The following is a 25,838-nucleotide window of genomic DNA, read 5'->3' on the forward strand; positions in this document are numbered from 1 at the left end:
GAATAAATATTATTTTTAATAAAAACTTATAATTAAAAACTATTTAAAATATAAATTTTTGATCTAAAGCAAGACCAACTATGAAAAAAATACAACAAATCAGAACTAGCGTTTTTACTAGTAATCATAAAAATTATTACAGGACTAATCAAAATACTCACAATCTTTCTTTTTTACATTAAAACGGAACAGCTCTTTCTTACTTGTAGCACTGTGGTAGATATAGGCTATCCTGATATGAGCATCGAGAAAGCGCTTGGAACTGTGGCATATTCCATTTGTGACTGCTTTTTGCATACGTGTTCTGCCCTCTTTCTGTACCGCTTCATCACTCTTCGTACCGGTGTTGATCTCAAAAATATATAGCAGTGTCTCGCCTTTCCCTTCGATCTTCATCAGTGTTGTATATTTATCCACTTTTTGAGGCAGGTTCCTGCTAAGTTCTTCACTGGCCAGTTTTACAATGCTCCTGTTCTGTTGCTGCATTTTTTTAAGCGGATATTCTTTGACTGTTATATTATTTTCATCCGCACTGAGTATTTGTATAAAGAGTAGTGTACCAGTAATTAGTATAGTTGATTTTTTCATCTATTTCTCCAAGTTCTGTAATTTATCTTTTATTTTAACGTTAACCACAGCTCAAAACTTTGATGTAGGTCATTGTTTAGCAGATATCAAAACACTTCTTTTCTATCTGATCGGCTGTCATTGGTCTCCCATAGTAGTACCCCTGCATAGAAATACAACCGTTGAACAGTAGAAATTCTTTTTGTTCTTCATTTTCAACCCCTTCAGCGATAATACTCAGGCTGAGACTCTTCGCCAGCGCAATAGTTGCTTTTACGATAGCCGCATTCTCTCTGTCTTCAGGAATACCATGAATGAAACTCTGATCTATCTTGAGTCTACTGACGGGTAGACGTTTCAGGTAACCGAGGGAAGAGTAGCCTGTACCAAAATCGTCAATAGCGATACTGATACCCATCGACTTAATCTCTCCAAGCGATGCCACTGCATCATCAGGCCTTTTCATCATCTGCCCTTCAGTCACTTCGAACTCTAACCATTCAGGTTCAAATGACATCATATGTAGATACTCTTTGATCACATCGATGAAGTTTTCGTCTTTCAACTGCCGCATAGAGAGGTTCAGCGAAAGTACACCAGGATCAAGTCCGCGTGCATACCATTCACGTACCTGCTTCATTGCCGTACGCATTACCCATCTGTCTATCTCCAGGATCAACCCGCTCTCTTCAGCGAGTGGGATGAACTTGTCAGGTAGAATCATACCAAGATGCGGATGTTCCCAGCGTATCAAAGCTTCCATACCGGTCATTCTACTGGTTTGCGCATTGACTTGGGGCTGATAATAAAGAATGAATTCTTCATTTTTGATCGCCTGACGCAGGCTGGCTTCCATGACCACACGTTCGTATGCCAAAGTTGTCATTTCTGTTGAATAAAACTGAAAGTTGTTACGCCCCTCCTCTTTGGCCTTGTACATCGCTGCATCGGCATACTTGACAAGATCATTGGCATTTTGGGTATCCTGAGGATAGAAAGAGATACCGATACTGCAGGAAATATAGAGTGTATGTCCTTCTATATGCATTGGCTGGTTCAAAACTTTCTGTATTTTTTGTGCCAGAACCGATACCTGCTGTACGTCCTTAAAATTCTCCATAATGATGGTAAATTCGTCTCCACCCAAGCGCGCAAGAGTGTCTTCTTGACGTATCTTGGCCTTCAAACGTTTGGAAACGACCACAAGTACTTTATCTCCTATCTGATGCCCCAAAGAATCATTGATTTGCTTGAAATTATCCAGATCGATAAAGAAGAGTGCCAATTTACCAAGATGACGTTCTGCAAGCTTAAGACCGTGTTCGAGCCTGTCACTGAAAAGTGTCCGGTTCGGCAATCCGGTCAAGGCATCATGATGCGCCTGATGATGCAAAATATCTTTCTGTTTTAAAAGTTCCTGCTGGGCTTTTTTCTTGTCAGAAATATCTCTTACTACCGTATAGATGACATGCCGTTTTCCCAGCATAATAGGTGTTAACGTCACTTCGGCCAGAAATTTTTCACCATCGGCCCTAATATAAACACATTCAAACTGATAGCCTTTGTATTTCTTTGCCAGTAAGACCATCTCTTTCGATTTTTCATAAGAGTTCCTGCCGTCCGGCTGGAATTTCGGGACCATGGAAGTATAATGCATGTTCAAAAGTTTCTCTTTTGAATCATATTTCAATATTTCAACCATTTTTTCGTTACATTCGATGAATGTTGAACCGTCAACGATAAGGATACCGTCTGACGATTTTTCAAACAGTGTCTCAAAAGTTTCTTTCTGCTTGTTGATCTCACGGGTCTTTTTCTCAATATCTTTTTCCAACTTTTCGAGATACTCTTTATCTTTGTGGCGTATACGTTTGATTAAAAGATAGATGACCACAAGCAGCAGTACATAAATCAGTATGGCAGCTAACAGTGAACTCAGGAAGTTGTCATACAGTCCGGCAAAAAGATCGCGGTCTTTGATCTTGATATGCATAACACCGCGTATTTCTCCCAGTTTATAGCCATAGGCTTTATTGTATCTTTTTCGTATACTGGGTACAGCCTCTTCACGCTTTCCATGGCAGCGCAGACAGCTCTTTTCGATATACATCGGTTTGATGAAACTATATGTTTCCCCATTCTCCAAGAATTTGTATTTTTCTTCGGGATGAGACTTAAAATAGTCGATCATCTGTGCTTCAAAACGGTCTACTTTGTTAAGAGGGTTCCGGGGACGGTCCGAGACCGTACGTACGACGATCTCCCCATTAACCTTTGAACTGAAACGTTCACTGATCTCAGTAATAGTCTTGACCGGCAGGAGGTTCAAACTGGTATCGGTGATCTTTATATGTTCACGCAGAAAGACATCCTGATAGGTCTGGCGGAAGGAGGAGATAAATTCGGCAAGTGATTTACTTTCATGCAGAACGATGAGTTTTTGCGTCTTGCTGATCTCCTGATATTGTTCATAAGTACGGTAAAAGAGTACAACGAACAAAAGTACTGCGAAAAGAATGAAAATTTTCATACGTTTCATGATAGTTTTTCCTTCCGTCATTCAATAACATGAAGACAATGTAATATTCTAACATATATTTTTCTTATTTTTGTGTACTCCCATATAAATACTTCAGAAAAATTCTTGTGATATAATACGATTCATTTTATTTCAAGGCAGCATGTCGTGACAGAAAGCAACGTCAAAACACAAAAATTCATCCTCAAGCTCTTTCCGGAGATCATGGTCAAAGGCTCTTCGGCCAAAAAGCAGATGGTCCAGCAACTTTACAGCAATCTCCAAACCCTGCTCGGCAGAATAGATGAGCAGATAGCCATCAGGAAATTCTCCGACAAGATAGAGGTAGTCACGCCCGTCACTTGTCTGGAAGAAGTACGTAACACGCTCCTGCATACACCGGGTATCGAACAGGTACTTGAAGCGCTGCAGTTCGACAATATGGACAATCTTGAGAAGATCAAGGAAAAGGTTTGTGAGATCGTAGCCCCGACCATCGAGGCCAAAAGCTTTGTAGTGCGTGCCAAACGGACCGGTAGCCACTCTTTCAACTCTTCGGAAATGGAGCGCGTCATCGGTGGCTATACACTGGCACACAGCTCTGCGGCGAGAGTGGACCTGCATGATCCGGAGGAGACGGTACGCATCGAGCTCATCAACAACCAGCTCAATATCATCACGGAGAAACATATCGGCCTTGGCGGTTTTCCCATTGGCACACAGGGAGACGTGCTCTCCCTGATGTCCGGCGGTTTCGACTCCACCGTGGCAAGCTACCTGACTATGAAACGGGGCATCAAGACCCACTTCATTTTCTTCAACCTCGGCGGCGCGGCACATGAGATAGGGGTGAAACAGGTCTCTCTGTACCTCTGGAGCCGTTACGGCACTTCACATCCTGTCCGGTTCATCTCCGTACCGTTCGATACTGTCGTTGAAGAGATCTTCCGTTCCACAGCGGAGACCTACATGGGTGTGACCCTCAAACGCCTCATGCTGATGGCGGCAGAAAAGATCGCCAACGAGATGGGTATCGATGCCCTTGTCACGGGAGAGAGCGTCGCACAGGTCTCCAGCCAGACCCTGAGGAACCTCGCGCTCATCGACCAGGTGACCAACAAACTGGTACTGCGTCCGCTTGCCACCTTTAACAAACCGGACATCATCGACATCGCCACCCAAATAGGCACACGCTATTTTGCGGAGAATATGCCCGAATACTGCGGTGTCATCTCCAAGAACCCCATCATTCACGGCTCCTACAAACGCATGGAGAAAGAGGCAAAACGCTTCAACTATGAAGTGCTTGACAAGGCTGTTGAAGATGCCGTCAGTCTCGATATCCGCGATATCGTGGACGATGTCAGCCAGAGTGCGCCTGTTGAGGTCGTACAGAACCTCGACAGCGGAGACTACACCATCATAGATATACGCACAGACGCCCCTTGCATCAAGACAGAATGTGAAAGCATACAGATCCCCTTCCACAAGCTCAAGACAGAATTCAAAAAACTGCCGCAGGATAGGGAGTACCTGCTCTACTGCGACAAAGGCATCATGAGCCAGCTGCATGCCCAGTACCTGCGTGACTCGGAAAATCTAGAGAATGTCAGGGTTTACAGGCCGTAATCTCCTTCCTCTTTAACGTACTCCCAACCTTCCCATTATAGTACAGAGGTGAGACGAATTTTAAAAGAATATTATTGTATTAGCTGTCCTGGTATCTTTTTACGTTTACGCTACTCTTCTTCTCCTTTGAGTTCTTTGGGTATCTGTTTGTTCGTCTGGGCACCCAGCTCTTTGAGCTGCTGCACCTGGCGTACCAGATTGCCTTTTCCATCACTGAGTTTGTTCTTGGCTGCGGAAAAACTGCTTTGAATGGCATCGATCTGTTTGGAGATCTTGATAAGGTCTTCAGAAAAACGTACGAACTTGTCGTACATCGCCCCTGCCCGTCTTGCAATCTCCTGGGCATTCTGATTCTGCCGTTCATACTTCCAGACATTCTCGACCGCCCGCATAGCAACTAGCAGGGTGGTTGGGCCTACGAGAAGAATCTTCTTTTTGAAGGCATTGTCATAAATGCTGTTATCATGCTCAAGTGCCACAGCCAATGCACCTTCGATCGGCATGAACATAAAGATGAAGTCCAGTGTATTGACTTCTTTGAGACGCTCATAATTCTTGTTTGACAGCTCTTCAATATGCATTTTGATGGAGTTGAGATGTGCGGCAAGATGTTTGGCTTTGTTGGCTTCATCCTCTGCATTGATGAAACGTTCGTAGGAGATAAGGGAAGTCTTGGCATCAATGATAAGATCCCTGTTGTCGGGAAGATGTACAATGACATCGGGACGTAGCACTTCGTTGTCATCCGTTCGCAAAGAGACTTCACGTTCAAACTCATGACCTTTGCGCAGTCCCGAAGCTTCAAGAACATGCTCCAGTACCATTTCACCCCAGACACCCTGTTGTTTGCTTTCGCCTTTGAGCGCATTGGTCAGATTGATGGCATCCGTGCTGATCTTCTCGTTGAGCTCTTTGAGCGAATTAATCTCATTCTTAAGGACTGCCCGGTCCTGACTTTCGGCATTATACGTATCGGAAACCTGTTTTTTGAATTCTTCTATCTGTGTCTGCAGTGGTTTGATCATACTGTCAAGATTCTGTTTGGAGAACTCTGCGAATTTTTCCGAATTGCCGTCGAATATCTGTTTTGCCAGACGCTCGAACTCCGTTTTGAGCTCTTTTTTATGCTCCTGCATCATCTCGAGTTTGCTGGAAGCATGCCTGCTCTCCGTCTCCAGTTTCATCAGCAGTCTTGCATTGTTCACCTGGAACCTGTTGTTCTCCTCCTGCAAATGTTCAAAACGCCCCTGAAGCTCCTTGTGTTCTTTCAGCAGGTTCTCATACATCTTTTCAAGGTTCTCAAGCTGTGTCTCTGTCTGACTCAGTTCCTTCTCAAGCACACTGTTCTTTGTCTGAAGTGTTGCGACCTGCTCGGTTTTGGAAGCAAGCTCTTCCCTCACCTGTGAGAAATGCTGAAGCTCCTGTTCATAACCTGCATTAGTGATCTTAACACTCTGAAGTTCTTTCTCAAGTGCATCGATCTTTATGCTTTTCACTCTGTCGAGCTCATGACTTTCCACCAGTCTGTCACTCAATGTTTTTGCTTTGGTAGAGAACACTACCACTACCAGCACAATGACCAGAAGGACGACAAGCGCAATACCTGCAACGAACATCAGTGTCGAATCGTTCTGTATCGTTTGAAAGATCTCTTGCATCTTACCCCCTTATCTCATCATACTCTTTGGGAGCGGTACAAGTCATGCTTTGCCGACTCAGTGCTCCCTTCCCATACTTGATCTTTTTAAATACTATCTGTACCTTGTTGTCCAGGTCATCATAATAGGCTATACTCTGCAGCCGCTTTTTCCCGTCGGTCTGGATCGTATAACTCTTACCCCCATAATGGGCAACATAAATGTTTGATTTGTGTTCTTTTGCCTGTTTGACGATCTCGTTCAGGTTGAAACCTTTGGAGATAAGATAGGTGGAGACCTGCTCCAGATCATGGTCTACCACTCTCAACTCCTTCCCGTCCGTGCAAACCTCTTTTTTTGTCGGTCTGGTGTAGTCCCATTTCATCAGGGAGGGCGTGGAAAAAAATACTTTGCCACTATACGTGATAGTCTTTTTCTTCGTATTGGTGATCATCTGGGTAAAGTTCGCTTTAAAATAGTCAGGCAGAGTGATCCCGTTGGCATACAGAGAAATCCCTATAGTCATACTTACTAATATTTTTCTCAATTCTTATCCTTTTTAACTTTTGAAATATACCAAAAACTCACTTGCTAAGGGGTAATATCTGCCATTTTGTCATAAAATCGTGAAAGTACTGTGAGCTTATCTTTACCATAACGGATTATTAATCACTTTTTGGATAAAATTAAGCCAATTTATTTAAGGCAAGTATAAACATGATCAAATCCGTACTAAAAGTCTTCGGCACACAGAACGACAGAATCGTCAAAAGCTACATGAAGCGCGTCAGCAACATCAATGTGCTGGAATCAACCTATGAACCCATGAGCGATGAGGAGCTGCAGGTAGCCTTCAATGCACTCAGAGAATCGGTGAAGAGTGGAGAAAAGAGTATGGAGGATGTCCTTTATGACTCTTTTGCCATTACACGTGAAGCGAGTAAGCGTGTTCTGGGGCTGAGACATTACGATGTGCAGATGGTCGGTGGTATGGTACTGCATGACGGCAACATCGCAGAAATGAAGACGGGTGAAGGTAAAACGCTTGTCGCGACACTGGCCGTTGTACTCAATGCCATGACGGGCAAAGGCGTTCATGTCGTCACTGTGAACGACTACCTGGCAAAAAGGGACTCCAGCGAGATGGGTGAACTCTACAACTTCCTCGGCTACAGCGTGGGTTGTATCACGGCCGACATACAGGACGATGCAGGAAGAAAAGCGCAGTATGATGCGGACATCACTTACGGTACGAACAACGAATACGGCTTCGACTATCTGCGTGACAATATGAAAGTCCGTCTTGAAGAAAAGGTGCAGAGAGAGCACAACTATGCCATCGTGGATGAAGTGGACTCCATCCTTATCGATGAGGCGAGAACACCACTCATCATCTCCGGTCCGACACAGAGAGACCAGAACCACTATGCCAGAGCCGATGCCATTGCCAAACAGATGGAACGCGGAGAGAAAATAGAGACCAAACCGGGTGAAGACGAAAAGACCACCGGGGACTTCATCGTTGACGAGAAGAACCGGACCATTGTCATGACCGAACAGGGTCTTCAGAAAGCACAGGACCTCTTTGAAGTTGACAATCTCTACTCACTTGAAAATGCCGTACTCTCGCACCACCTCGACCAGGCGCTCAAGGCACATAATATTTTTGAAAAAGATGTCGACTATGTTGTCCAGGACAATGAGATCATCATCGTTGATGAATTTACGGGAAGGCTCTCTGAAGGACGAAGATACTCCGAAGGACTGCACCAGGCGCTCGAAGCCAAGGAAGGCGTAGAGATACAGGAAGAGTCACAGACACTTGCAGAGATCACTTACCAGAACTACTTCAGACTCTATAACAAACTTGCTGGTATGACCGGTACGGCACAAACCGAAGCGACGGAATTCTCACAGATCTACGGGCTGGATGTCATCTCCATTCCAACGAACGTCCCTGTAGAGCGTGCCGACAGGAATGACCTGATCTATAATACGGAAAAAGAGAAACTTGACGCTGTAGTACGCAAAGTAAAAGAGTACCACAGCAAGGGTCAGCCTGTACTCATCGGTACGGCATCCATCGAAAAATCAGAAATGATCCATGAGAGACTCAAAAAAGAGAAGATACCACATAATATCCTGAATGCGAAGAACCATGCACAGGAAGCAGAGATTATCAAGAATGCAGGGCAAAAAGGTGCCGTAACCGTTGCGACCAACATGGCGGGACGCGGGGTCGACATCAAAATAGACGATGAAGTGAGATCGCTGGGCGGTCTTGCCATCCTCGGTACTGAGAGACACGAAAGCAGACGTATCGACAACCAGCTCAGAGGGCGTTCAGGCCGTCAGGGTGACCTGGGTGAGAGTCAGTTCTTCCTTTCGCTTGACGACAACCTGCTGCGCATTTTCGGCGGAGAGAAGATCAGAAATATCATGAACAGGCTTGGCGTGGAAGAGGGAGAGTACATCGACTCCAAGATCGTCACCCGTTCTGTCGAAAAAGCACAGAAAAAAGTAGAGAACCAGCATTACGAATCGCGTAAGCACATTCTCGAGTACGATGATGTCGCCAACCATCAGAGAAAAGCAATCTATGCCTTCAGGAACCAGCTGCTTGACCCTGAATTCGATATCGATGCCAAGATCAAAGAGAACCGTGCCGAGTATGTACATCACATGCTTGCCGAAGCTGAAATCTTCGAAGGAATGCCGAAAGAGGATTTCGATATAGAAAAACTGGCGGCACTCATCAAAGAGGAACTGCGTATCGAAGTCGACCCGCAGTACTTCAAAGACAAAGAGACCGAGGAACTCGAAGCGATGATCACCGAAATGATGGAGAACATTTACGAAGAGAAAATGTCACAGCTCGAGCCGGCACAGCGAAATGAGATCGAACGTATTCTCTACCTTCAGGTACTCGATCCGCAGTGGAGAGACCACCTTTACGAGATGGATGTTCTCAAAACAGGTATCGGACTCAGAGGATACAACCAGAAAGATCCGCTTACCGAATACAAGCAGGACAGCTACAAACTCTTTACCGATCTTGTAGAGCGTATCAAGCTTGAAGCGGTCAAAGTTCTGCACCTTGTGCAGTTCGATTTCACTTCGCCTGAAGAGGAAGAGGAAGCTATTGAGCAGATCAGGGAAGAATTGGAAAGCGAAGTAGCTGATGCTTCACTCAACCAGTCCTTTGAAGAAGGTGTGATCGCAGAGGATTCCGAAAAGCTCAAACCGATCACAGGTACGAAAAAACCAAAAAGAAACGACCCCTGCCCTTGCGGTTCAGGCAAGAAATACAAAAACTGCTGCGGACAGAGCGGACCGAAAAAAGGTCTGTTGGCTTAAATGTCCGCCATACTTAAACATGTCTCACCCAACAAGCGCTTTGTTGGGCACATCATTAAACATTATCTGAAATACGATAAAGAAAATCCCTTCATCTTCATCTCCGCCCTGCTCGCTTTTTTCGGTATCGCTGCAGGCGTGATGGTACTCATGATCGCCATGGGGGTCATGAACGGAACACAGCAGGAGTTCACCAAAAAGCTCTTTGTCATGAATTACCCTCTTACTGTACTCCCCATTGAAGAGAATGCTGTCAATATCGATCTGGTCAAGGAACTTTCCCGGAAATTTCCCGATATGAAATTCTCCCCCTACTATACGACACAGGTTATTACCAAAAATGACGGTGCTGTACAGGGTTCACTGCTCTATGGCGTGGACTATGACAAAGAGAGCCAGCTTAATGACGTCTTTAGAAAAGCCAGAGGAGATGGTAAAAGTAAATTCAAGGTCGTCATCGGAGAGGGGCTCTCTTATGAAATGAATGCGATGAAAGGTGATAAGGTCACGCTCTATTTTTCCGAGCAGACCGCTGCAGGCTTTGGAACAATGCCGCTTCAAAAACGTTTCGTCGTGGATGGCGTTTTCAAGTCCGGCCTGAAAGCCTATGACAAGGCGATCATGTACACTACGCTTGAAGCCTTTGAAAAACTGCTCAAACGCGAGGTGGGATACTATGATGGCCTGCATATCTACAGTAAGAACCCTGTTGATGATATTGAAAAAGTCCGTAAGCAGCTTCCCCCCTCCGTTGTCATAGAAGGCTGGTGGATGCAGAATGGCAATTTCTTTTCAGCCATGGAAATGGAGAAGAAAGCACTTTTCCTCGTACTGCTACTCATCATTCTCGTGGCTTCTCTGAACATTATCTCCTCTTTGCTGATGACGGTGATGAGTAGACGCTCCGAGATCGCTCTCATGAGAACACTTGGCGCAACCAAAGCAGAGATACGTTCCATATTCTTCCGGTTGGGCATTATCATCGGACTTGCAGGTATCGTTGCCGGGACACTACTTGGTACACTGGGAATTTGGGCATTGAAAACTTTTAACATCATCTCCATGCCGGAAGATGTCTACGGAACCAGTAAACTGCCTGTCGACCTGCTCATGAGTGATTTTGGCTTCATTATACTCGGTACCTCCATCATCATTCTGCTCTCTTCCCTCTATCCTGCAAAGAAAGCAGCACAGACCGACCCGCTCACAGTCCTGAGAAACGAGTAGTCAGGGGGCAACTTTGTTTTTCGGGATCGTGACCTCTTCGATCACAGGGACCTTGGTCGTCTTTTTCTTTTTCCCGGTATTGATGATATGTGCCGGTGACTGCAAAGTCCGTTTGATCAGATCGAACGGCAGTGAGAGGATCTCTTTGGCCGCAGAATAGTTTACTTTGGGATTATCCAGTGTTCCTTTTATCGTAAGTCCCATAGTCACGCTGTTGTCTTTTCCCATTAGGATATAACCCAATAGTGGTATACTCCCTACTGCTTTACCGAGTTTACGTGCCATCTGGACAGCCAGCTTAATATTGAGCTTTTTAGTTTTGATATTGAGTGTCCCCTTGCCCACGATCGTTGCCGTGTCCCCTTTGACATAAACCGTATCAAATATTACTTTATCCTTGACGATACGATACAATATCTTTCCTTTCTGAATTTTGAAACCTTTTTTAGTCAACCCGGGGTCTTCAATGTGGGAGAAATTCTTATCCTTCCTGATAAAATCCCGTGTCTTACTGTAGGCTTTAAAACTTTTCAGTACCCCTCCATCAAGCAGAATCTCGCCTTTCATCAGTTTACCCGGTGTTCCGGAGATCCTGAATGTATAGCGTCCCTTCTGAAGTCCGTCAAAATTGATCAGAGGGTGCAGCATCCTGTCATGAATACGCAGGGCTTCAATAGCGATCTTTGCTCCTGTTTTTCGGAATGTCACTTTGTCGCTGCCAAGATTTCCGACTGCCGTTATTGTGTTGCTTCTAGGATAGATCGTAACTGTGTAGGCATCTGTCAACAATGTATATTTGTCATAACGTAAATTGCTCTTTATACCTCTGATCACTATTTTTTTACCACTCTTTTTTTTACTTTTTATTTTTTTCAAGCGCAGATTGGATTCAAGGAACTTCTGCAGGTCTATATTAAGGTTTTTCAGGGTAATCATAGATTTGGCAGTATCGTAATGTACTCGCTTGTTAAAAGCATAGAAATTGACTCCCTTCGGACTTACCGTTCCAAAACATGGCACTCTGGTATGGCAGGTCTTCTTATCATAGATAAAACAGTCATATCTTGTCAGTACCCCTTTAAATACAAATGTACCAAGGTCTTTACTGCTGATCTCCATTGTGCCCCCATCTATATCTATCTCCATTTTTTTCAGGTATGGCTTTATTTTGGCAAGATCCGCCGCCTCGATTTTCAAACCCTGGTCATTCTGTCTGGTCTTAAGCTTGAAAGAAGGTATGCTGACCAGAACCCCTTTGGCATAATCGACACTGAATGGGATCTTTTTATTCGTCAGGAGGAAAAGCGTTTCCTTTTTCTTTTTGAATTCTATTTTCTTCGCCTGCAGGACAAGGTCTGCCTTCTTGCTTTTAGTATGTACTTTCCCATTGACCGTACCTTCATACCACTGCGATTTCAACTTGATATCTTTGAGGGTAAGCGTATGATTGCTGTAAGTGATATCTCCGCTCTGTACAGGCAGCTTCAGCTTTCCCAGATAGAGATTTCCCTTGCCCGGATGTGCCTTGACATAGACATTGATCTTTCTATTGGGCATATGACCAAGCGGAATACCCAGTTTAACCTGCACTTTAGACCTGTTTCCTTCATGCAGTACAGGAATATTGAGTTTATAGGCTTTAAGGATTTTCTGTACGATTGCATCGATCCTGGTATTGAAATACATGTCCAGATTGAGACGTGTATCCTTTTCTTTACCTATATCGGTAATAGAAACCGTGGCATTAATTTCCCTGTTCTCATATGTGGGATTGGTCAGATCAAAAAAGAGGCTATTCTGCTTATAATTCAATACGACCTTCTCCGATTTGACAGGAGGCAGTCCCTCTTTATAGTGAATTTGAACATCTTCAAGCAGAGCATTCCCTTTCAGGGAATTCCAGTCGAGCTTAAAATCGGTACCATGAACGATACCTTTTCCTGTCAACATATAGAGTCTGTAGGATTTTGCCTCTATCTTTCGAGTGATCCATGCATTGACCTTCTCATTCATCGGCAGCCTGTCTATGAATGTTTTCAAGTCACCAAACAGATCACTGTTGACAATAAATTGGAGCATATGATCCTCTTTGATCGCCTTGAATCTTCCCGTAATGTTATATGCCTCATATTTTCCCTCAAGGATCAGCTTGTCGCTGGGAAGGTCATAATTGAGTTTTCCGACCATGTTAATATCTTCTTTTTTAATATAAAAGAGTGAGATATCCGCAACAAGAACACGTCCTTTACGCCCAACATTTCCGGCGATCTCATAGTCATCACTGGTAATATACAGTACATCATCTGCAAATATGATCTTGTAATGATTGTTTTTGAAATCAACCTTCTCCAGTTCGATATAATGAAAAAATGTCAGCAGATATTTCACACGGTCGAGTACTGTATCCACATTATCAAATGAAGGCTTTTTCTTGGATTTTGGAATGAGGATATGTTTCGCTGTAAGTGTAAGCTTTTTATCGAGTTTGATGTATAATCCATCTACTTCATAATGGTTGAAACTAAGATGCTCCACATGGATACCGGATTTCAGCCAGACAAAGAGGGCTCCAAAAAGGATAATAAGAACAATGAGTGTATCACGCAAAGCAACATGGAGAACATGGATGGTATGGGCAGAGAACATTGCCGTCGTTTTGATCATTGCGCTTGCCTTTTACACTACAATACCCGTCAGAACGACGCAGACGCTCTACATTCCTCAAGGTTCTATTAATATTATTATATCACAGCTGGCTAAAAAAGGATACGCTGTATCCGTTGTCGACAACTTTATTCTGCGTGTCATGGGCAGTCCGCAGACGGGTTGGATATTTCTGGGGAAGAATGAGATGAACCGTATCGATTTTCTTCATAAACTCACCTCATCTAAAGCGATGATCAACAAAGTCACCCTGATCCCGGGAGAGACTTCGGAGATCTTTTTTGATATGCTGGCAAAAGAGCTGAAACTCGACCCCAAAAAACTTTACAAATATTACCATGAATTTTCCCTCTATCCCGAAGCAGGGATCTTTGCCGATACCTATTATGTCCCCTACGGGATTAAAGAAAAGCACCTGATGCATTTTCTTGTGCGTGAATCCGAAAAGAAATACAAGGCGATCTCGGAGAAGATCTATGGAACGTACAATACCAAACAGTGGCAGAAAGTACTGGTGGTCGCCTCGATCATTCAGAAAGAGGCAGCCAACAAAGAAGAGATGTCCCTGGTCTCCTCTGTCATTTACAACCGTCTGAAAAAAGGGATGCGCCTGCAGATGGACGGTACGCTCAATTACGGAAAATACTCCCATGTCAAGGTCACACGGGAACGCATCAAAAATGATGAAAGCACTTTCAATACCTACAAACATAAAGGCCTGCCGCCCTCACCTATTGGCTCAGTGAGCATAGCTGCCATCCGGGCAGCCATCCGACCGGCAAAAACGAAGCATCTCTATTTTATGAAGAATAAAGAGGGTACGCATGACTTCTCAGACAGCTTTAAGGCACATAGGAAGAATGTGAAGAAGGCTAGATAGAACACGGTAAAATTCACGTAGGGTGCTGTGCCCTCACGGCACCAATAAATCTGCAACATTATAGGCCCCATCTAATAACCCTAAATACTCAATGCCAAAAAAGCAGCTGCACAATATTCAGTATGAACATCGTCACGAATCCCACTTTGTATACCATCATTTCGTTCCGCTCTATAAATGAAAGGTTCTTGTCAAAATAGGGTTGTACTTTCTCAGGATTGTCGATCTCGTAGAGCATTTCCGAGTAGTTGTGGTAGCGTTTGTCCGTATCGCTCTCTACGGCACGAAGGATAACACTTTCCAGCCATTCGGGTATCTTTGCATTGTACTTTGTCGGATGCTTCGGATTCTTGTCAAAGCTTGGATTCTGAAACGGTTCTATCTCACCGAAAGGGAACTTCTGTGTCAAAGCTTCGTACAGCACCACACCGATAGCATAGACCTCCGTCTGTTCCGTAATGGGTGCCTGCAAAAAACGCTCCGGTGCCAGATAGGAAGGGGTACCTGCACGCGTTACCTTGGAATATGCTTCCGTGATACTGCCGAAATCAACTATCTTGAAAATTATTTTCTCTTTGCGTTTGGTCACAATGATGTTTTCGGGCTTGATATCACCATGTACCAGGTTGAGCTTGATAAGGAACTGTGACATTTTCAGAAGGAAACGGGCAAGCTCCACGCCCAGGTCAACTGAAATCGGTTTTTTGGCAATGTACTCCTTGAGCGGTATGCCTTCCACATAACTCATGATGTAATAGCGGTGGGTACGTTTTTTAGGGATCACCGCTTTGGGGAAAAAACCTGCCTTGAGACGCTTTGCCATCCAGACTTCTTTGACAAAAAAGTCCAGTATCGTTTCATCATCCAGCGCTTCGAAAGGAGCAAACTTGATGACATACTGCACACCTTTTTTCTCACAGAGCCAGGTACGGTTGTTCTGTATCAGCGGTTTGAAGAGTCTATAGCCGTCGATCTCCTCCCCTTTTTTATACTGTTCCTGTATGATCAGTTCCGTCTGCTTAAGCTTCAGCCTGGGGTCTAGTTCTTTGATCTCGATGATCACTGCCGTGGTATCGTCAGGCAGATCATCGTTGTGTTGTTTACTCGCTTTCTTGATCAGGAAAGAAGCCCCCACTTTCAATCCGTCAGCCAACTCCTCCTGCGAGAGTTCATTGTAGAGTCCATCACTGCAGAGCAATATGCGGTCACCGACTTGAAGGTTGTTCTCAAAATAATACGGTTCCACATGCTCTTCAAGCCCGATAGCGGAAGTGAGCACATTCTCCATTCCCTCTTCCTCCATAGCATGGTCAGAAGAGAGTTGCGCGAACTGACCGTTACGCGCCAGATAGATACGGCTGTCCCCCACATTGGCACCGTACAGTCTGTCCCCCTCAACAACTACCAGTGTGAGCGTCGTTACCAGCTCCTGACGCGCATACTGTTCCATTGATTCAAGGTACAGTACACGGTTGATATTTTCAATAAAATGGCGAATGGACTTCTCCATACTCCAGCTGCGTGGACGGTTCTTGAGCGACTGTACCAAAAACTGTGTCGTGCGCTTAGCTGCTTCAGCACCCTGCAAGGCTGATCCTACACCGTCACAGACCACCGCAACGGTAATATTCTCCATCACCTTCACTTCAAAGAAGTCATCCCCTTTAAGCTGTGTACCTTTGGCAAGCGTAAACCCGGAGGTCTCAATATTTTGTTTTGACATATGTGCCTACCTTCTACTTATCCTCTTTGGTGACAAATACGACAAATCGATTAACCTCTTTTTGCAGGTTCATCCAGTTTTTCTGATAAAGCGCTGCGTACTCCATCAGGTAGATTTTTTTACTTTCTGAAAAATACTGTGTCAACTCATCCAACATCTTTACCATTTCGTTTGCATGAATATTTTTATACAAAGTGCTCAGTGTTCTGACATATGATTTCAGCGCATGATATTCATCATCGTAGATCATTTTTGACATTTGCTTTGTACTTCCCTTCAGGGTTTCCATAGTTTCAAGTAGTATCTCCATATACTGCTGTTTCTCTCCTACCTCCTCCAGGCCTTTCTGCACATCCAAAACATTACGGTTGTACCCGGTATAGACACTCTGCTTTTTCTCTTTTTTCAAACTTCTCTCCTGCATGGCAGGAGTAACCTTCAGAAACCTGTCTAACGCCCGATACACCTCCTGTGCTGTAATTGGTTTGGAAATAGTCGCATTCATACCGGCAAGTACCATCGATCTGATTTCATGCTTAAACGCCATAGATGAAATCGATATAATAGGAATGTTCTTCCATTTTGGATTGGAACGTATTCTTTTCGTCATCGTCAAGCCATCGAGAAGCGGCATATTTATATCAGTAAAAATAATATCGATATCCTTCTCATCAAGCAGTTTGATCATATCGAGCCCGTTATCGACAAAGAAAAGAGAAGCTCCTTCTGCCTTACTGAGTATGTTTCGAATGATCCGCTGATCAACTTTGCTGTCTTCCGCCACGGCAATATGCGCGCCACTGAATCTTTTCAAATCTTCTTCCCGGACCGATCTGTTTCCATTGAGTACAAATGTCTCAGAATCAAATACCTCCATATTGTTGATCCCTTTGACTGCCTTGCTCTCAAGAATGAATATTTGGTAGAGTATCTCTTCTACATCCCCAATGATGGCAGGATTGAAGAGTTCCGCATGTGCGATCGGTTTACTAAGAGCGATTTTATTTTCCGGTTCAAATAGTTCATGTATAACAATGATCTTAAATTCACTCTTCGGATTTTGATAGATTTTTTTGAAAAAAGCAATATGTTTTGCAGTGAGGTCCGAGGACCGGACAATAGCCATATTGTATTTCTCAAAATCAGGTTTCTTCTTTTCAAAATCTTCGAGTTTCATGTCACTTATCTTGATACCGTAGGTCCTAAAAATGTATTGCACCCGCTTGGTATCATACTTTGTCTTCCCGATAAAAAGGGCCCGTTTCCCCTCAAGAAATTTTTTTAGTTTTTCCTGGTGACTTCTATTGTCTTTGTCCGGGATGTATGGAATTTTGAAAGTGTAGTGTGTTCCCAAGCGTTTGCTACTGCTTAGTGTAAGGGATCCCCCCATAGCTTCAGCAATCTTCCTGGCTTTGACAAAGGTATTTATCTCCCCGCTCCTCTGATCAGAAACATTTTTGGCATCAAGATACTCCCGGCAGAGTGCTTTGGGTATGAGCCCCTTCTCATTAGTAACATCAAACACAATGAAATTCTGTTTCGATCTCGATATATTCAGAACAATCTCTGAATCAGTACTAAGTGCAATAGCACTCTGAAGAAGCGTTTCGAGTACCTGCTCAATATAATCATTGTCACCGACAATATACCTGCCCACTTTACTGTCCACATCGTAGTGAAGATGATGTCTCTGCTCTTTGAGTGTTTTGCTGATCTTGTTTGTCAGAATATGCAGCAGGCCGCTCAGCCTGAACGGCTGATTCTCTATCTTGATCTTTTTGGTCTCAATACGATATGCTTCAAGCAACTCCGGATTCGTACGGCTCTTCTCACTATCCTCTGCCTTTTTTGCTTTTCCGAACTGTATACGTTTTACAAAAAAAAGAAAAACGAACAAAAGAACCAGAAGCAGAGAGAGCAGCAGATACAAAAATGTATTCCCCTCTCCTGCAGATGCATCGTTGGCAAAAAGCAGTGTACTTGATGCAGTCAAAATAAAACTTTTTTTCATATTATAGTGCCACCTGTTTATTATCTAGATTGTTAAGTATACCAAATGATCACTGTAATCTATGTATTATATCATTCCACCTGCATTTGCTCCCCAGGTCGTTCTCCATCTTGTTTTTACGAAGCTAAGTCCGGCAATGGCCACAAGTACGACAGCTGCAAAGATGAGAAATCCTGCCATATAGCCGTCAAAGGCACCTTTGGACCAACCAAGCGTTTTTATGAGCGCCGTACCCCCAAGACCTCCGGCACATCCGACGATACCGGTCATAATACCGATATCTTTGCCGAAACGCTGCGGTACGAGCTGGAAGACCGCGCCGTTTGCCATACCAAGGTTTGCCATGATGAAGAAAAGCACGGCGATCGCTGCAAAGAACGGCAGATCGATCAATGCAAGCATAGCAGCCAGCACCGCAACCGCACCGTAAAAGAAATAAAGTGCTTTCACACCACCGATCTTGTCTGCGATATTCCCGCCGACAGGTCTGAGTACCGCACCGGCAAAGATGGTAAGGGCACCGAAATAACCGGCGATAACCTTGACGTTCGGCTCATCGAGCACATTAAGCCCGAAAGCACTCATATCTGCCTGATAAGTGTTCATCAAGTACACTTTCATATATCCCGCAAACCCTACGAAACCACCAAAAGAGATGGCATAGAAAAGGTTGAACCACCATGTATCTTTATCACGAAGCAGTTTGAGGTAATCGGAAACCTTTTTCGGTCTTGCCTTATAGACAGACTCAGGAGCATTTTTTGCCAGGAACAGGTAGGCAATAAATACTGCAATAGCCATTATCGCACCGACACCGAACACTGATTCCCATCCCCAAAGTTCTGCGATCTTCGGAGCGAAGAGGAAGTCAAGTACCACACCGATGTTACCCGCACCGGCAATACCCAGAACCACACCCTGAAGCTTTGGCGGATACCACTGTCCTGCCTGCGGAAGCGCCACGGCAAATGAAGCCCCTGCAAAACCCAGTCCAAGCGCAACGATCAGAAGCTGGTCGTATGTAATATCACCGCCTTTAAAATAGGCAAGCAGCAAAGAAGCGATAACGATCGCCTGGGCGATCAGGGCGGTCATTTTTGCTCCAAGTTTATCGACCCCGAAACCAAGTACGATACGCAGGATCGCCCCTGAGAGGATAGGAAGTGAAAGCAGTGTCGCCTTCTGTCCTGCTGTAATGATCTCACCATGCATCGCAAGGGCTTCCGCGATCTCCGTTGAAAGTGGTCCGAGCATCGTCCAGACCATGAAACTCATATCAAAATATAAAAAAGCCATGAACAGAGTCGGAAAGTGACCCTGTCCTTTCAGTGCTTTAAATCCAGCCATTTTGTTCTCCTTAATAAATATTAGGTGAATTATACAGCGGATTACTCCAATCATTAACCACTATATTGATTAATTTTTAATCATTCATAAAATCACTGTATTGGGGCTATCCCTATAAATCATGAATAGCATAAAATTAAATTGATTAATTTTTAATCATAGATAAGACACAAAATATTCACGGTACAGCTATAATAAAACAATTATATACAGGAGGTCCGATCGCATGGAAGTATTGCAAAAAGCACTCGAAGCCAGATCAAAAAAAGTCAACAAGGTAGAGGCTACCAAATCATTAAAGAATCCTTTGGAGGTCTATGCCAAACTTGAAGAGATCGCAGCTGCCGGGTATGAAGGCCTGGCCAAGGAAGACTCTGCCTACTTCCTGAAATGTTTCGGCCTCTTTGACAAGGGTGAGGATTTCATGCTGAGGGTGCGTATTCCTTCCGGCCAACTTACCCATGAACAGGCACTGCGGATCGGTGAAGTTGCACAAACCTATGCCAATGACTATATAGATATCTCCACGCGTATGCAGGTCGTATTGCGCTATATTCAGATAGAGAACATTGCCAAAGTACTTCATGCACTCAAAGAGGTGGGGCTTAGCACATTTCAGACAGGTGCGGACAATACACGAAATACTGTTTCTGACCCTCTTGACGGGCTTGCTTACGATAATATCATTGAAACCAAACCCATTGTAGACAGACTCGAAAAGCAATTTATAGAAAATCCTGAATGGATCTCCACCCTGCCCCGTAAGTTCAATACCGGGATACTCGGTTCACTCTCCAATTCCTGTAATATCTTCGGGCATGACTGCTGTTTTGTCCTTGCCCAAAAAGAGGGACGGTTCGGCTTTAATGTCTATTTGGGAGCCAGGGTCGGTGTACAGGCGAAAGATGCCGATCTATTCGTTACCGCAGATGAAGTTCCCGAATTTTACACGGCTCTGCTGAGTGTATTTAAAAGATACGGCTACCGCGACAACCGGAACAAGAACCGCCTGCACTTCCTCCTGAGTGACGTGGGTGTCCCTGCCTTCATAGAGGCAGTGAAAGAGGAAGCAGGCAAAAATTATGCCGAGGCCGGCGTGACTATGGTACAGTCCCAGAACATTGCCATGGGCTCCAACAAAATACTGCTCAAAGACAATACCTATGCCTACAAGGTCATTGTGCCTTCCGGTATCTTCAGTGGTACCGATATGATCGAAGCAGCCAAAAGTGCGCAAACTTACGGAAGTGGACACCTGCGGCTTAGCTATGACCAGAACCTCTTTCTTGTCAACATACCGCAGGAGGAACTGACCGGGCTTGAAGCGAGTCCGCTCGTTGCAAAATATGCAGCATTCAACAACCTCTATTTTCAGGATATGATCGCCTGTGCCGGTACCCATACCTGCAGCTTCGGCGTCATCCCCAACAAACCCGACGCTATAGAGATGGCACACTTCCTCAACTCTGAAGTGTCCATCACAAATGCACAGGTACGCATGAACTGGTCAGCCTGCCCCAAAGGCTGCGGCATACACGGCATCGCCGATATCGGATTTGAAGGATGCAAGGCCAAAGATGAAGAGGGAAACAGAGTTGACGGTGTGCACATCTTCATAGGCGGGAAGATTACCCGCAGGGCGAAAGAGGCTCATGTCCTGCATAAATCACTTCCGATCACAGAAGCGAAACATCATGTAAAGTATCTGCTCAAAATATACGCCGACTACAAAGAACGCAGCGAAACCTTCGAAGCGTTCGAGACACGTTTTTTCAGCCATAATTACAGCTATCAGGCGATCTCATTCTTTACCAAGATCAACTACGTCCTTCGTGAGAAGCTCGGCCTGGATGTGATGTTCGAACTTGAAAAAGAGCCGGCAAGTGGCAGAAAAGAGGAGTATGAGCTCTTCACTTTCGGCCTGAAACTCTTCAAGCTCCTTACCGGAGAGAAGCGTTTTGAAGCGGTTGACGGACTTTCACCAACCCTGGCACGCCCGAGAAAGATCAAACGTGACGAAGTCAGCAGACTCAATCCGGCGGTCCCACCTAAACTCTCTGAAGTCATCTACAACATGACGCATGAGAACAAAAGTGAACGTGCGCAGGTATTCTCGGAACTGCTTGTAGCATTGAAGGAGGTATAATTTTATATGTATGTATTTAACTCTATACAGGCTGTAGGGTGTTGTACCCTCACAACACCAATACTCTGCACCTACACAAAAGGTGTTGTCAGGGGACAACACCCTACGAAAAAAACAGCAAGAGAAATATAATGGCAGCAGAACCCTTAACAAAACACACACCATTGGAAAGCTTCATCAACCACAAGAACGAGACCGGTATGCAGTGCGGAAATTACTCCATTGACATTCCTGACCTCAAACCCGGAGAACAGTACCGCTTTCACTTCGATGCCACTGCCTGTGTAGGTTGTCACTGCTGTGAAGTGGCCTGCAACGAACAAAATGCCAATCCTGATGAGATCAAGTGGAGACGTGTTGGAGAAATGGAGATGGGGGCATTCCCCGATACCCTGCAGCTTTTCAACTCCATGAGCTGTAACCACTGCATCGATCCTGAATGTCTGCGCGGCTGTCCGACAGAGAGCTACATCAAACTCGATAACGGGATCGTCTGGCACGATGACCCTTCGTGCATCGGCTGTCAGTACTGTACCTGGAACTGCCCGTACGAAGTACCTGTCTTCAACCCTGACCGGGGTATCGTAACCAAATGCCATATGTGCGTGGACAAACTCGAAGCCGGTCAGACCCCTGCCTGTGTGCAGGCCTGCCCGGGCGGTGCCATCGAAATAGAAGCAGTGAATGTGGAACAGTGGGTTGCTGAAGATATGGCCAAAGAAGGAGTGGCTCCCCACCTGCCGAACATAGATATTACCAAACCTACCACACGATACACACTGCCTGAAATCCCCGAGGGCGAAGAGATACGCCCGGCAGACGAACATCTCCTGCACCCGGCACATCCTGAACTGCCGCTTGTTTTCATGACGGTACTCACACAGGTTTCGGTAGGTGCTTTTTTGGCGCTTTTTTTGGGACAGATGCTCTTTACCTTGGGATTCAATCTGCCAAAGCCCAATCTGGCAATGGCGATCCTGGTATTTTTACCGGCAGCCATCGGCCTGCCCCTTTCTGCCCTGCACCTGGGACGTCCTGCCAAAGCGATGTCCGCCATGAAGAACTGGAAGACTTCCTGGCTTTCACGCGAAGCTATTGCCCTGGGAGCCTATACCGGCCTGGCAACCATGGTAGCGGGATTGTACTTTTTGGAGATCAAAGGCTTCCTGCTGCTTCTCGTTGAAGCGATTACTTTAGCCATAGGCCTTTTCGGTATTTATGCACAGTCGATGATCTACCGTATCAAAGCACGCCCGAGCTGGAACAGGAAGTCCACTACCAAAAGGTTCTTTGGTTCCGGCTATGTCGGCTTTCTCCTCATTGCGATGGTACTGCTCATCTCCAACGGTGCACAGGGGGCCATGGTACTGCTTGCCATTACGCTGCTTGCCGGAATGGGGCAGGCACTGGTCATTCTCGAAGAAGTTATGTTTTACCGACATTTGGACAAGGGAGATGAACTTTACTACCAGTACAATAGAACCAGAACCCTCCTTCAGGAACATTTTGGCAAGGTAAAGAAATTCAGAATCTACTCACTTGCTGTCTTTGCCCTGGCACTGCCACTGCTTGCTATTACGTTCACAGCCAGCGGATTGGTCAGCTTGGCGATCGCAACATTGGCTATAGCGACCATAGGTGCATTGCTGAGTGAACTTGCAGGACGCTACCTTTTCTACCGTACCATAGTGCCGTTGGGACTGGCAGGGAACTTCTTTGCGGGGAATCAACGCCATTAGGCGTTGAAGCATTCAGCGCAGGAGCCAGACAAGACTACTTTATTTGTTTTTGATATGATATTGAAATGATAATGATTGAATTGAAAATGTGGCACTTTGTCATACTTTTGATTTTTAACAGTCATTTTTAGTGTATGTTATTTGTTCAATATCTTAACTGTTTGTGCTATACCATTTGTTGAATAAATAGATGCGACGTTTCCGCTTCGCTACAACATCACATCGGCTGCGCGGATCACTGAAGGCGATCCCTTACGGCGGCTGTTAGACACCAAAGGATTTTTAAATGATCGACATATCAGCAATTTTATCACCACTCTTGCAATTATGGTATTTACTACCTATCGTAATTATAGTGGCATTTTTCAGAACACCAATAGGGAAAGGCATCATCGGTGAATTTCTTGTAAATGTCGCTGCAAAATTAAAGCTTGACAAAAACCAATATCATCTCATAAAAAATGTAACGCTTCCAACTGAAGATGGTACTACCCAGATTGATCATATCATTATATCTGAGTATGGTATCTTTGTTGTCGAAACAAAAAATCTGAAAGGATGGATATTTGGTGATGAAAAGCAAAGATTTTGGACACAAAAAATCTACAAACATACCAATAAATTTCAAAATCCACTTCACCAAAACTATAAACATATCAAAACCATTCAAAATGCACTCAATATAGAGCCTGAGAAAATATTTTCTATCATTGTCTTTACCGGAGACAGTACATTTAAAACCAAAATGCCAGAAAATGTAAAACATGGTATTAGCTATATTGACTATGTTAAATCAAAAACACGCAAAATAATTTCAAAAAAAGAAGTTGAAGAAATTATTGCTGCAATTGAATCGGGTCGTCTTTCTCGATCTTTCAAAACAAATCGTGAACATGTAAAACATGTCAAAAGCATTATCGAAGAAAAAGAACAAAAAAACGTATGTCCAAAATGTGGTAGTGAATTGATTTTACGTACTGCAAAAAAAGGAACGAATGCAGGAAATCAATTTTATGGTTGCAGTAATTATCCAAAATGTAGATATACTGCACAACTTGTCTAACAAATCATTGGAGATCACTGAACGCAATCCCTTACCATTTGTTGGTCTCCGTTTCGCTACGTCCATCAAATGCAAGGATACACACATCAAGTCTGCTACCAGAATACCCTTCGGTTTATTCTGATATCATACTGAATGGCGATCAACGCGGCCGTTAGAAGACAAAAGGAACTTGAATTGAATGTGTATATTAAATCATTTTTAATTGGAGCAGCTTCATATTGGCTTCCAGATATTGCTATGCAGTTAATTCTGCCTGAGAATCCTTTATGGATTATCTTACTAACACTTGTTGTTCCAGTAATTGTAATAACAACTTGGTACAAACAATATAAGTCAGAGTTCTTTTATCATTATCCAAAAGTATATCCACTTTTTATGTTGCTAGGAATTTGGGCAACTGGTCCAGTTGCAATTGCGATATCAATGCAATTTAAGGGAGGAACATTTTTTGAAATGGGGCTAGAATCATTCCTAATTATGTGGATTAGTTTTCCAGTAAGTACATTTATAATGTCCACATACAGTGGAGATTTAGGAGGGGTAATTATAGTGTCCCTTGCTCTATTGAAAGCATCTTCTATAGCGTCCAAAAAGTATAAAGCTTCTAACAAGTACGGGAAAACTATTGCTCACGACAGTCGTTAGATGAAGGAGTAATATATTTTATGTTTTTTCCTCGTTCCCACGCTGAGCGTGGGAATGCATACACCTCTAAAATCTACCAAAAGCGCTCAATCTCCAAAAGTCCACTCTGCCCTTCATAATCCCTCGCACTCGAATACCGCCAATGGGATGGCTCATCCACATAGCCCCGTTTTACAGGATTTTGGTGAATGTAGTTGATCTTGACTTTCATCATTGCATCTGATTGGATAAGTTTTGGCTGCAGTCCCTCCTGCCATACCTGGTACTCTCTATCAGACTTGTGTGCTTTCTTATAAAATGCCAGCTGATCAAGAATGGTTATCACATTGTTTTTTTGAAGTAACTTTAGCACTCCTCTTGCTGTGTACCGCTTGAATTTTGTCATGCTCTGAGCGATATCATCACTCTGTGCAACCAGGTGAAGATGATTTTCCAGTATGACATAGGCATAGATGTTGAGTTGATCGTGTTCTTGCAGATAACGGAAACTCTCAAGTAAAATCTCAACACTCTCTTTGCGGGTAAAAAGTGGTATCCAGTGTAGTACCGTACAGGTCATAAAGTGAGGATGTGTCGGTTCATAGATTTTATATCGACCTCTTCCCATGTTTGTTTCCTTCAGAGACTGCTTTATCTATTTTTGATATGATATAGAAATTGTAGTGATTGAGTTGAAAATATG

At 44.2% G+C, this 25,838-nt stretch carries 16 protein-coding genes and 2 pseudogenes; 9 read left to right on the forward strand and 9 right to left on the reverse strand.

Annotated elements, in window-relative coordinates; translation table 11 throughout:
- Window positions 1–144: 144 nt before the first annotated feature.
- Both SUN_RS07670 and SUN_RS13080 read right to left on the reverse strand, forming a co-directional pair.
- Window positions 145–588: a hypothetical protein gene (locus SUN_RS07670; RefSeq protein ID WP_012083233.1), complete on the reverse strand. Its 444-nt coding sequence runs from the start codon at window positions 586–588 to the stop codon at window positions 145–147.
- A gap of 76 nt (window positions 589–664) precedes the next feature.
- Window positions 665–3,106: an EAL domain-containing protein gene (locus tag SUN_RS13080; RefSeq protein ID WP_012083234.1), complete on the reverse strand. Its 2,442-nt coding sequence runs from the start codon at window positions 3,104–3,106 to the stop codon at window positions 665–667.
- 147 nt (window positions 3,107–3,253) lie between these two features.
- Between SUN_RS13080 and thiI the strand changes: the two genes are divergently transcribed.
- The gene (thiI, locus tag SUN_RS07680) at window positions 3,254–4,714 is read left to right on the forward strand and encodes a tRNA uracil 4-sulfurtransferase ThiI (protein WP_012083235.1); all 1,461 of its coding nucleotides are present in this window, start codon (window positions 3,254–3,256) and stop codon (window positions 4,712–4,714) included.
- Between the two features lie 110 nt (window positions 4,715–4,824).
- On the opposite strand, the gene rmuC is transcribed toward thiI, so the two are convergent.
- Both rmuC and lolA read right to left on the reverse strand, forming a co-directional pair.
- The gene (gene rmuC, locus SUN_RS07685; protein ID WP_012083236.1) at window positions 4,825–6,372 is read right to left on the reverse strand and encodes a DNA recombination protein RmuC; all 1,548 of its coding nucleotides are present in this window, start codon (window positions 6,370–6,372) and stop codon (window positions 4,825–4,827) included.
- Window position 6,373: 1 nt separating this feature from the next.
- The gene (gene lolA, locus SUN_RS07690) at window positions 6,374–6,898 is read right to left on the reverse strand and encodes a LolA-like outer membrane lipoprotein chaperone (RefSeq protein WP_012083237.1); all 525 of its coding nucleotides are present in this window, start codon (window positions 6,896–6,898) and stop codon (window positions 6,374–6,376) included.
- A gap of 170 nt (window positions 6,899–7,068) precedes the next feature.
- On the opposite strand from lolA, the gene secA reads away from it, so the two are divergent.
- On the forward strand, window positions 7,069–9,708 hold the full coding sequence (gene secA / locus SUN_RS07695; protein WP_012083238.1) for a preprotein translocase subunit SecA: 2,640 nt from the start codon (window positions 7,069–7,071) through the stop codon (window positions 9,706–9,708).
- Window positions 9,709–10,935 (forward strand): ABC transporter permease, encoded by a 1,227-nt coding sequence (locus SUN_RS07700; RefSeq protein ID WP_012083239.1) that lies wholly within the window; start codon window positions 9,709–9,711, stop codon window positions 10,933–10,935.
- On the opposite strand, the gene SUN_RS07705 is transcribed toward SUN_RS07700, so the two are convergent.
- On the reverse strand, window positions 10,936–13,599 hold the full coding sequence (locus SUN_RS07705; RefSeq protein WP_012083240.1) for a DUF3971 domain-containing protein: 2,664 nt from the start codon (window positions 13,597–13,599) through the stop codon (window positions 10,936–10,938). It lies immediately after the preceding gene.
- Here SUN_RS07705 and mltG point away from each other — a divergent pair.
- A complete protein-coding gene (gene mltG / locus SUN_RS07710) occupies window positions 13,526–14,479 on the forward strand; it encodes an endolytic transglycosylase MltG (protein WP_012083241.1) in 954 nt (317 codons plus the stop codon). The genes SUN_RS07705 and mltG overlap by 74 nt on opposite strands.
- 88 nt (window positions 14,480–14,567) lie before the next feature.
- Here the strand turns inward: mltG and SUN_RS07715 are convergent, their stop codons facing one another.
- The 3 genes from SUN_RS07715 to SUN_RS07725 form a co-directional block, all read right to left on the reverse strand.
- A complete protein-coding gene (locus SUN_RS07715; RefSeq protein ID WP_012083242.1) occupies window positions 14,568–16,202 on the reverse strand; it encodes a bifunctional protein-serine/threonine kinase/phosphatase in 1,635 nt (544 codons plus the stop codon).
- Window positions 16,203–16,215: 13 nt separating this feature from the next.
- On the reverse strand, window positions 16,216–18,213 hold the full coding sequence (locus SUN_RS07720) for an ATP-binding response regulator (protein ID WP_041672728.1): 1,998 nt from the start codon (window positions 18,211–18,213) through the stop codon (window positions 16,216–16,218).
- A gap of 66 nt (window positions 18,214–18,279) precedes the next feature.
- Entirely contained in the window at window positions 18,280–19,560 is a 1,281-nt protein-coding gene (locus SUN_RS07725) for an MFS transporter (protein WP_012083244.1), read from the reverse strand.
- Between the two features lie 226 nt (window positions 19,561–19,786).
- Between SUN_RS07725 and SUN_RS07730 the strand changes: the two genes are divergently transcribed.
- From SUN_RS07730 to SUN_RS07745, 5 genes and pseudogenes are all read left to right on the forward strand, one after another.
- Window positions 19,787–21,706, forward strand: a complete 1,920-nt coding sequence (locus SUN_RS07730) for a nitrite/sulfite reductase (RefSeq protein ID WP_012083245.1) — start codon at window positions 19,787–19,789, stop codon at window positions 21,704–21,706.
- A gap of 131 nt (window positions 21,707–21,837) precedes the next feature.
- A complete protein-coding gene (locus tag SUN_RS07735; protein ID WP_012083246.1) occupies window positions 21,838–23,445 on the forward strand; it encodes a DmsC/YnfH family molybdoenzyme membrane anchor subunit in 1,608 nt (535 codons plus the stop codon).
- A gap of 286 nt (window positions 23,446–23,731) precedes the next feature.
- Window positions 23,732–24,154 (forward strand): annotated as a pseudogene (locus SUN_RS13900) (nuclease-related domain-containing protein); the annotation flags it as partial.
- A gap of 234 nt (window positions 24,155–24,388) precedes the next feature.
- A pseudogene (locus SUN_RS13905) lies at window positions 24,389–24,490 on the forward strand (topoisomerase DNA-binding C4 zinc finger domain-containing protein); the annotation flags it as partial.
- 195 nt (window positions 24,491–24,685) lie between these two features.
- Window positions 24,686–25,156, forward strand: coding sequence for a hypothetical protein (locus tag SUN_RS07745; RefSeq protein WP_012083248.1), 471 nt, complete (start codon window positions 24,686–24,688; stop codon window positions 25,154–25,156).
- Between the two features lie 73 nt (window positions 25,157–25,229).
- Here SUN_RS07745 and SUN_RS07750 read toward each other — a convergent pair whose 3' ends face one another.
- Window positions 25,230–25,763, reverse strand: a complete 534-nt coding sequence (locus SUN_RS07750; RefSeq protein WP_012083249.1) for an REP-associated tyrosine transposase — start codon at window positions 25,761–25,763, stop codon at window positions 25,230–25,232.
- Between the last annotated feature and the right edge of the window lie 75 nt (window positions 25,764–25,838).

The organism is Sulfurovum sp. NBC37-1 (genome assembly GCF_000010345.1).
Taxonomy (GTDB): Bacteria; Campylobacterota; Campylobacteria; order Campylobacterales; family Sulfurovaceae; genus Sulfurovum.

Excerpts from the sequence above, each read along its gene's own strand:
- secA (WP_012083238.1), top strand. The coding sequence starts at position 7,069 with ATGATCAAATCCGTACTAAAAGTCTTCGGCACACAGAACGACAGAATC.
- SUN_RS07725 (WP_012083244.1), bottom strand. The coding sequence starts at position 19,560 with ATGGCTGGATTTAAAGCACTGAAAGGACAGGGTCACTTTCCGACTCTG.
- SUN_RS07715 (WP_012083242.1), bottom strand. The coding sequence starts at position 16,202 with ATGTCAAAACAAAATATTGAGACCTCCGGGTTTACGCTTGCCAAAGGT.
- SUN_RS13080 (WP_012083234.1), bottom strand. The coding sequence starts at position 3,106 with ATGAAACGTATGAAAATTTTCATTCTTTTCGCAGTACTTTTGTTCGTT.
- SUN_RS07700 (WP_012083239.1), top strand. The coding sequence starts at position 9,709 with ATGTCCGCCATACTTAAACATGTCTCACCCAACAAGCGCTTTGTTGGG.
- SUN_RS07735 (WP_012083246.1), top strand. The coding sequence starts at position 21,838 with ATGGCAGCAGAACCCTTAACAAAACACACACCATTGGAAAGCTTCATC.
- rmuC (WP_012083236.1), bottom strand. The coding sequence starts at position 6,372 with ATGCAAGAGATCTTTCAAACGATACAGAACGATTCGACACTGATGTTC.
- SUN_RS07705 (WP_012083240.1), bottom strand. The coding sequence starts at position 13,599 with ATGATCAAAACGACGGCAATGTTCTCTGCCCATACCATCCATGTTCTC.
- mltG (WP_012083241.1), top strand. The coding sequence starts at position 13,526 with ATGAGTGTATCACGCAAAGCAACATGGAGAACATGGATGGTATGGGCA.
- SUN_RS07750 (WP_012083249.1), bottom strand. The coding sequence starts at position 25,763 with ATGGGAAGAGGTCGATATAAAATCTATGAACCGACACATCCTCACTTT.
- SUN_RS07720 (WP_041672728.1), bottom strand. The coding sequence starts at position 18,213 with ATGAAAAAAAGTTTTATTTTGACTGCATCAAGTACACTGCTTTTTGCC.
- SUN_RS07730 (WP_012083245.1), top strand. The coding sequence starts at position 19,787 with ATGGAAGTATTGCAAAAAGCACTCGAAGCCAGATCAAAAAAAGTCAAC.
- SUN_RS07670 (WP_012083233.1), bottom strand. The coding sequence starts at position 588 with ATGAAAAAATCAACTATACTAATTACTGGTACACTACTCTTTATACAA.